Raw genomic sequence first — 7,413 nt, 5'->3', positions numbered from 1 at the left:
GTCCTTCGACTTCGCGGAGCCGCCTGCCCCCGCGTACGGCCAGGCCCCCATTCCCACGGATGATCCGTTCGCCGTGGACTTCTCGTCGCCGCCCCCGGCCGCGCCGCCCGCTCCGGACTTCCAGCTGGACTTCGGCGACCCCGCCCCGGCCGCGCCGCCCGCGCGAATCAACCCCGCCACGGACTTCGGCGACGTGGACTTCGGCGACCCCGCGCCCGTCCCGTCCTCCGCGGCCACGGGCCTTCCGGACGCGCTGGAGTTCGACCCCACCGCCGCGCCCGTGGATGACCTGGAAGCGGACCTCTCCGCGCCGCTGCCGCCCCCGCCCGCCGCGGGCCCCGCGGACGGCCTGGAGATGCTCAGCTTCATCGACGACAGCGCCGGCAAGGACGCCGGTGGCCGCGTGCAGGTGAAGCGCTTCCACGTGCGCCGCCGCTCCGGGAAGATGTTCGGCCCGTTCGAGGAGGGCGTCATCGTCAAGATGCTCGAGGACGGCCAGCTCCTCGGCAACGAGGACGTGTCGCCGGACTCGGAGGCGTGGTCCGCCATCGGCACCGTGCCCGTGTTCGCCGCCGCCATCCAGCGGCTGATGGAGGGCCCGGCCAAGGCCGTGCCGCTCGCGGCCACCCCGGGCGCGCCGGCTCCGGAGACGACGGGCGCCGCGGATCCCGCCAACCCCCAGGCCAGCATGGAGCGGCTGCGCCAGCTCTACGAAGGCCGCATGGCCGCGGTGTCCGTCGTGGACCGCAGCGCCTCCGACGCGAAGTGGAAGAAGCGCCTGCCCGCCATCATCGCCGCGGGCGTGGCGGTGGTCGTGCTGGGCACCGGCGCCAGCTTCGAGGCCAGCCGCTACGGCGCCTTCGGCCGTAACAAGTTCTTCCCGGCCCGCGTGTCCGCCGGCTCCGCCGAGGCGAAGCTCGTCGAGGAGGCGCGCAAGGGGCTGCTGGCGGACACGTACGCCAGCTACAAGGATGCGCGAAAGAAGAGCGCCCAGGTGCTGGCGAAGAACGAGTACCCGGAGGTCCGCGCCCTCTGGTGCCAGTCCGTCGCCTACCTGCAGCGCCGCTACGCGGACGGAGAGCGCTCCGACCTCACCGCGTGCGGCAAGCACATGGAGTCCATCGAGCTGCTGGGTGAGAAGAACGTGGAGGTCATCAAGACCACCGCCGGCATCGCGCTCACCCAGCGAAGGGCCGCGGAGGTACAGGCCCGCCTGCAGGACGCCGCCAGCCGCGAGGACAACCAGGGCGACCTGGAACTCTCCTTCCTCCTGGCGGAGTCCTACGCGCAGCAGAAGGACATCCCCAACGCCGTCGCCACGCTGACCAAGCTGCTGGAGAAGGACGCGAAGTCCGCCAAGGCCCACCACGCGCTGGGCAACCTGTACCAGGCGCAGGGCAAGGCCGACGAGGCCGCCAAGGCCTACGCGGAGGCGCTCGCCGCGGATCCGCAGCACGCCGCCTCCGCGGTGGAGCTGGCCGCGGTGGAGCTGCTGGTGCGCAAGTCGAACATCGAGCAGGGCGCCCAGGCCGTGGAGAGCGCCCTGAAGCTCCAGGACGCGCTGGGGCCCGCCGAGCGCGCCCGCGCCCTCGGCCTCAAGGGCATGGCCCTCTTCCAGCAGTTCAAGCCCAAGGAAGCGGAAACGGAGCTGAAGGAGGCCCTCAAGGCCAACCCGGACTCCGAGTTCATCAAGGCCCAGCTCGCCCAGGTGCTGCGCTCGCAGCGTGACTACGACGGCGCGCTGCCGCTCTACGCCTCGCTCGCGAAGGAGGACAAGGACAACCTGGAGTTCGTGGACGGCCACATCACCGCGCTGGTGATGACGGGCAAGATGCAGGACGCGCTCACCGCCGTGGAGGCCGCCAGCAAGAGCTTCCCCAACGAGGCGCGCATCGCGTACCTCTACGGCCGCATCGAGGACGCGCTCGACAAGCCCACGGAGGCGGAAGGCCACTTCAAGCGCGCCAACGCCGCCGACGCGAAGCTGGTGGACGCGGGCCTGTACCTGGGCCGCCTGTATCTCCGGCAGCACCGCAACGCGGACGCGCGCGGCCTGCTGGAGGCCGCCGCGCAGCAGGCGCCGGAGCACGCGGGCGTGCACGCGGGCCTGGGAGAGCTGGCGCTCGCGGAGAACAACAGCCTGCTCGCGCAGCAGGAGTTCGACCGCGCCGTACAGCTGGACCCCAACCTGGCGGACGCCCACCTGGGCCTGTCACGCGTGGCCCTGCTCAATGGCGACGCCACCCGCGCGGAGACGGAGGCCAACCGCGCCCTGGAGCTGGATCCGCACCTGTTGAAGGACGGCCGGCTGCAGCGCGGCCTGGTCCTCTGGCGGCTGCACCGGCTGGACGAGGCCGCCGCGGAGCTGGAGAAGGCCAAGGCGGAGGACCCCCGCTCCATCACCACGCCCATCACCCTGGGCGCGGTGCTCCTGGAGAAGGGCGACCTGGCCGGCGCGGAGAGCAACCTGGGCCTCGCGCTGCGCAACGAGCCGTCCAACCACGAGGCGCTCTACTACCTGGGCCTCGTGCGCGCGAAGCGCGCCGAGTACACCCAGGCGCTCGACAGCATGAAGACCGCCGTGGACCGCGCGCCCAAGCGCCCGGACTACCACTACGCGTACGGCGTCATCCTGCGCGACGCGAAGCGGCTGCCGGACGCCGTCGAGCAGTGGAAGGCCGCCGTGGAGCTGGAGCCCAACTACGCGGACGCGCATGAGGCCCTGGGCCACGCCCACCTGGAGCGCGCCCAGTTCGACGACGCCATCGCCTCCTTCGAGGCGGCGCTCAAGGCGGATCCGCAGCGCACACGGGTGATGGGCGCCATCGGCGACGTGCTCTTCAACGCCGCCCGCTGGGACGACGCCGTTCGCCGCTACCAGGCGGCGCTCAAGGCGGATCCGAAGCTCACGTACGTCTACTACAAGGTCGCCCGCGCCTTCACGGAGCAGGCCCAGTACGCCAAGGCCATCGACTGGTACAAGAAGGCCACCAGCGTCGAGCCGGACAACGCGCAGTCCTTCTACTACCTGGGCTTCGCCTACAAGGAGCGCAACAAGCGCAAGGACGCCATCACGGCCTTCAAGGAGTACCTGGTGAAGAAGCCGGACGCGGCGGACAAGAAGGACATCGAGGACGAAATCTACGACCTCGAACACTGACCGGGCCTGGCGGGCGGGCCTCTCGTTCCAGGCCCGCCCACCCCTCCGGTAGACCAGCGGCGGGGCCCTTCCGGTCAGCCCCCGGGGCCTGGGGGCGTCCGGCCTTGAGCACCCGGTGCGTGGTGAGCCTTGCCGGCCCACGCCCGGGATGACTACAAGGCGAGCCCCTATGCTGGACCTCCGGAACGTTGCGCAGAACTTCGATGCGGTCGTCGCCCGACTGAAGACTCGGGGCGGCAGCCTGGACCTCGGCCCCTTCCAGTCGCTCTTCCTGGAGCGCCGCGACCTCTATGTCTCCATGGAGGCGCTGGCCGCGCGCCGCAACGCCGCCAACGAGGAGATGAAGCGCAAGGCCAAGGAGGATCCGTCCGCCATGGAGAAGCTGCGCGGCGACCTGCGCGGCGTCTCCCAGGAGATCAAGGAGAAGGAGTCCCGCCTCAAGGAAGTCGAGGACGAGCTCAACCGCATCCTGCTGGTCATCCCCAACGTGCCCCACGACTCCGTCCCGGTGGGCGCGAGCGCGGACGAGAACGTCCAGGTGAAGACCTGGGGTGAGAAGCCGAACCTGCTCTTCACGCCGAAGCAGCACTTCGAGCTGGGCGAGTCGCTGGGCATGCTCGACTTCGAGCGCGCCGCGAAGGTGTCCGGCAGCCGCTTCACCTTCTACAAGGGCGCCCTGGCGCGGCTGGAGCGCGCGCTCGTCACGTTCATGATCGACGTGCACACGTCCAAGGGCTACACGGAGCTGCTCCCGCCCTACCTCGTGCTGCGCGAGACGATGATGGGCACGGGCCAGTTGCCCAAGTTCGAGGACGACGCCTTCAAGACGTCCGGCGACCCCGAGCGCTTCCTCATCCCCACCGCGGAAGTCCCCGTGACGAACTACCACGCGGACGAAATCCTGGAGGGCGACCAGCTCCCCATCCGCTACTGCGCCTTCAGCCCGTGCTTCCGCGCGGAGGCCGGCGCCGCCGGACGCGACACGCGCGGCCTCATCCGCCAGCACCAGTTCCACAAGGTGGAGCTGGTGAAGTTCTCCCAGCCGGACAAGAGCCTGGAAGAGCTGGAGGCCATGACGGATGACGCGTGCGACATCCTCCGCCGGCTGGGGCTGCACCACCGCGTGATGCTGCTGTGCACCGGGGACATGGGCTTCGGCGCGCGCAAGACGTACGACATCGAGGTCTGGCTGCCCGGCCAGGGCGCGTACCGGGAGATTTCGTCCTGCTCGGACTGCGGCGACTTCCAGGCCCGCCGCGCGAAGATCCGCTTCCGCCCCCAGAAGGGGGACAAGCCCCAGATGCTGCACACCCTCAATGGCAGCGGGCTGGCCGTGGGGCGCACGAGCATCGCCATCCTGGAGAACTTCCAGCGGGAGGACGGAAGCGTCGCCATCCCGGAGGCGTTGGTGCCGTACATGGGCGGGCTGAAGGAATTGCGCCCCCTCTAGTCAGGGCGATGGGGCCCCGGACGTAAAAAGGGGCCAACATCTCGCTTGCCACAGGGAAGAAATGATGTAGAAGGGCGGCCCCACGGGCGCGGTTGGCCCGCCGGGAACCGGGCGGCACCTGCTGTGGAGGCGTGGCCGAGCGGTTGAAGGCAGCGGTCTTGAAAACCGCAGAAGGTGAAAGCCTTCCGTAGGTTCGAATCCTACCGCCTCCGATTTTGAGCTTGAGTTTCGTGGTTCTTTGACAGAGAAGAGTTGGAGAGATGGCCGAGAGGCTGAAGGCACAGGTTTGCTAAACCTGCATACTCGCAAGGGTATCGAGGGTTCGAATCCCTCTCTCTCCGCCACTTGATGTAAAGCAGCAGCCGGAAGAAATGCTCCCTTAGCTCAGCTGGATAGAGCGTCGGACTACGAATCCGAAGGCCGGAGGTTCGAATCCTCCAGGGAGCGCCACTTCTTCTCAGGCGCGCACGTAACATGAGTGACGACATCGCTTTCATGCAGCAGGCTTTAGAGCTCGCGCGGGAAGCGGCTTCACTTGGGGAAGTACCGGTAGGTGCGGTGGCGGTGCTCGACGGAAACGTCGTGGGCATTGGATACAACCGCCGCGAATGCGACCGGAATCCCTTCGCCCACGCCGAAATGATTGCCCTCGCCGCCGCTGCGAAAGCTCGCGATGCGTGGCGACTTTCCGGGGTGACCCTCTACGTGACGCTGGAACCGTGTGCCATGTGCGCCGGTGCTCTAGTTCAGTCTCGTGTCACCCGACTCGTCTTTGGTACAATGGATCCGAAAGCGGGTGCGGTCGGCTCGCTGTACAACCTGGTGGAAGAGCCCCGGCACAACCACCGGCTTCAAGTGACAAGTGGTATCCTGGCGGACGACAGTCGCCAGCTTCTCAAGACGTTCTTCGAGCGCTTGCGCGCGAAGCGACGTGAAAACTGAATACTCTGGAGAGCTGGCCGAGTGGTCGAAGGCACCTGACTCGAAATCAGGCGTACCGGTAACGGTACCGTAGGTTCGAATCCTACGCTCTCCGCTCCATCGTGATTGGAGAGGTGGCCGAGCGGTTGAAGGCACACGCCTGGAACGCGTGCATATCTGAAAGGGTATCGTGGGTTCGAATCCCACCCTCTCCGTTGTTATTTTCGAAGTCGCAGCACTGATTTTGTGGTCGGGACAACGTGGGGGCGCGAACCCCGCCAGGTCCGGAAGGAAGCAACGGTAGCGTACTTCCGCGTGTGTCCCGGCCGTTCTGTTTCACCTGAAGCGCCGACATCCCTCCGGGGATGCCGGCGCTTCGGCTTTGCGGGCTTGCTCTCCCCTGCCCGGCTGACTGCCTCGCTTCAGTCGCGGACGAGGATGGATTCGCGCCCCACCTCGCGGACGACGCGGAAGCCGGCGGCCTGGAGCTCCGGCAGGGCCCGGCCCTCGAAGGTGACGGCGCGGTTGAAGACCCTGTCGTGGATGGAGGCCTGGAAGGCCGCGTCCCGAGGCCAGTCGCAGGTGCGCCAGGGGATGTTCTTGCCTATGTAGAAGAAGCCCCCGGAGCCCCACAGTCCTTCGTTGACGATGAGCAGCCCTGTCGCGTCCCCCCTCGTGGCCCGGGCGATGGCGCGGAACTGGTCCGCTCGCAGGTCGTTGGACGGGAAGCCGCGGCCATGCACGAAGCCCAGGGCCAGCGCGAGCACCGCCGCCCCATTCCTCAGGCCCTGCCGGGAGAGCGTGGAGAAGTACGCGGCCAGCTGGGACGCGGCCGCGAGCAGCGCCACCGCCAGCCCCGGGTAGAGGAAGCGCTCCTCCTTGTGGGGCGTGGCCAGGAGGACGGCGGTGTAGACGGCCGCGCAGGTGAGCGGCAGGGACAGCGCGCGAAAGCGCACCAGGGGGGCCAGCGACAAGGGTACGGCGGCCCAGGCCCAGAGGGGCACGGCCTGGAGCAGCGGCCCCCAGTAGAAGTCCGGCGGTGAGGCGCCGAACGCGGCGGCGGCCTTCCCGGAGAGGAGGTTGTAGTCCACGTAGGCCCGGAACGAGTGGAAGGGCGTGCCCCAGGTGCCCCAGTCGAGCAGGCCCAGGCCCACCGCCACCGCCGCGCCCCCCACGCAGGTGAAGGCGAGCAGGCGCCACCTCCGGGCGACGGCCAGCCACAGGAGCGCGGCGACCACGAAGAGGGCGGACGGGTAACGCGTCACCACGGCGAGCCCCAGGGCCATGCCGCCCAGGAGCCCCGCCCGGCGCACGCGTGCGTCCGCGCCGGCGTCCGGCCGGTCCAGGGCCTCCATGGCCACGAGGAGGAAGGACGCGGAGAAGGACTCGGACAGGGTGCGTCCGGCGAAGAGGAGCACTGGCGCGCTCAGCCCTACAAGCAGCACCGCGAGCGCCCCACCCCACGGGCCCGCCCTGCGCTCCGCGAAGCGGTAGACGGCCCACAGGCTCCAGGCGTGCAGGGCGAATTGGGGCAGCGCCACCACGCCCCGGTAGACGCGCGGATCGGTGACGCCGAACCCGTGCGCCACCTTGAGGAAGGCGGCCAGCACGCCGGGGACAGCCCAGTTGCGCAGGCCCTCGCGCCACTCCCAGGCCAGCACGCCGTAGCCGTGCACGCGCCAGTACGCGGGCTCCAGCGCCTGGAACACCTCGTCCGGATGGATGCGCCCCAATTCGCTCACCGCGAGGGCGCACGGCACCAGCGCCACCGCGAGGAGCCCCAGCACGCGCAAGCCCACGGGCAGCCCCGCCTGGACGGGGGCCGGGACTTCCAGCGGAGCCTGAGGGAGGACGGGGGCCGGGGGCGCGTCGGAGTTGGGGG

At 69.3% G+C, this 7,413-nt stretch carries 4 protein-coding genes, 5 tRNA genes and 1 other RNA gene; 9 read left to right on the top strand and 1 reads right to left on the bottom strand.

Annotated features, from left to right (window positions below; translation table 11 throughout):
* From D7Y11_RS40405 to ffs, 9 genes are all read left to right on the top strand, one after another.
* Positions 1–3,160 (top strand): tetratricopeptide repeat protein (locus D7Y11_RS40405; protein ID WP_233607555.1); only part of this gene is annotated, 3,160 nt, incomplete at its 5' end.
* 169 nt (positions 3,161–3,329) lie between these two features.
* Positions 3,330–4,610, top strand: coding sequence for a serine--tRNA ligase (gene serS / locus D7Y11_RS40400; protein ID WP_121756096.1), 1,281 nt, complete (start codon positions 3,330–3,332; stop codon positions 4,608–4,610).
* 125 nt (positions 4,611–4,735) lie between these two features.
* Positions 4,736–4,822, top strand: a tRNA-Ser gene (locus D7Y11_RS40395).
* Positions 4,823–4,864: 42 nt separating this feature from the next.
* Positions 4,865–4,954 (top strand) — tRNA-Ser (locus D7Y11_RS40390).
* Between the two features lie 29 nt (positions 4,955–4,983).
* Positions 4,984–5,060, top strand: a tRNA-Arg gene (locus tag D7Y11_RS40385).
* A 24-nt stretch (positions 5,061–5,084) separates the two neighbouring features.
* Entirely contained in the window at positions 5,085–5,552 is a 468-nt protein-coding gene (gene tadA, locus D7Y11_RS40380; protein WP_120581647.1) for a tRNA adenosine(34) deaminase TadA, read from the top strand.
* Between the two features lie 7 nt (positions 5,553–5,559).
* Positions 5,560–5,646, top strand: a tRNA-Ser gene (locus tag D7Y11_RS40375).
* Positions 5,647–5,659: 13 nt separating this feature from the next.
* Positions 5,660–5,746: transfer RNA gene (locus D7Y11_RS40370), tRNA-Ser, on the top strand.
* 28 nt (positions 5,747–5,774) lie between these two features.
* Positions 5,775–5,867, top strand: an RNA gene (gene ffs / locus D7Y11_RS40365) — signal recognition particle sRNA small type.
* A gap of 86 nt (positions 5,868–5,953) precedes the next feature.
* Here the strand turns inward: ffs and D7Y11_RS40360 are convergent.
* The coding region (locus D7Y11_RS40360) for a glycosyltransferase family 39 protein (RefSeq protein ID WP_233607554.1) at positions 5,954–7,413 on the bottom strand (1,460 nt) is incomplete at its 5' end.

It is taken from the genome of Corallococcus sp. AB018, assembly GCF_003986945.1.
Lineage (GTDB): Bacteria > Myxococcota > Myxococcia > Myxococcales > Myxococcaceae > Corallococcus > Corallococcus exiguus.
Note: the sequence above shows the minus strand (reverse complement) of the source record. Positions and strands in the feature narration are given on the sequence as shown.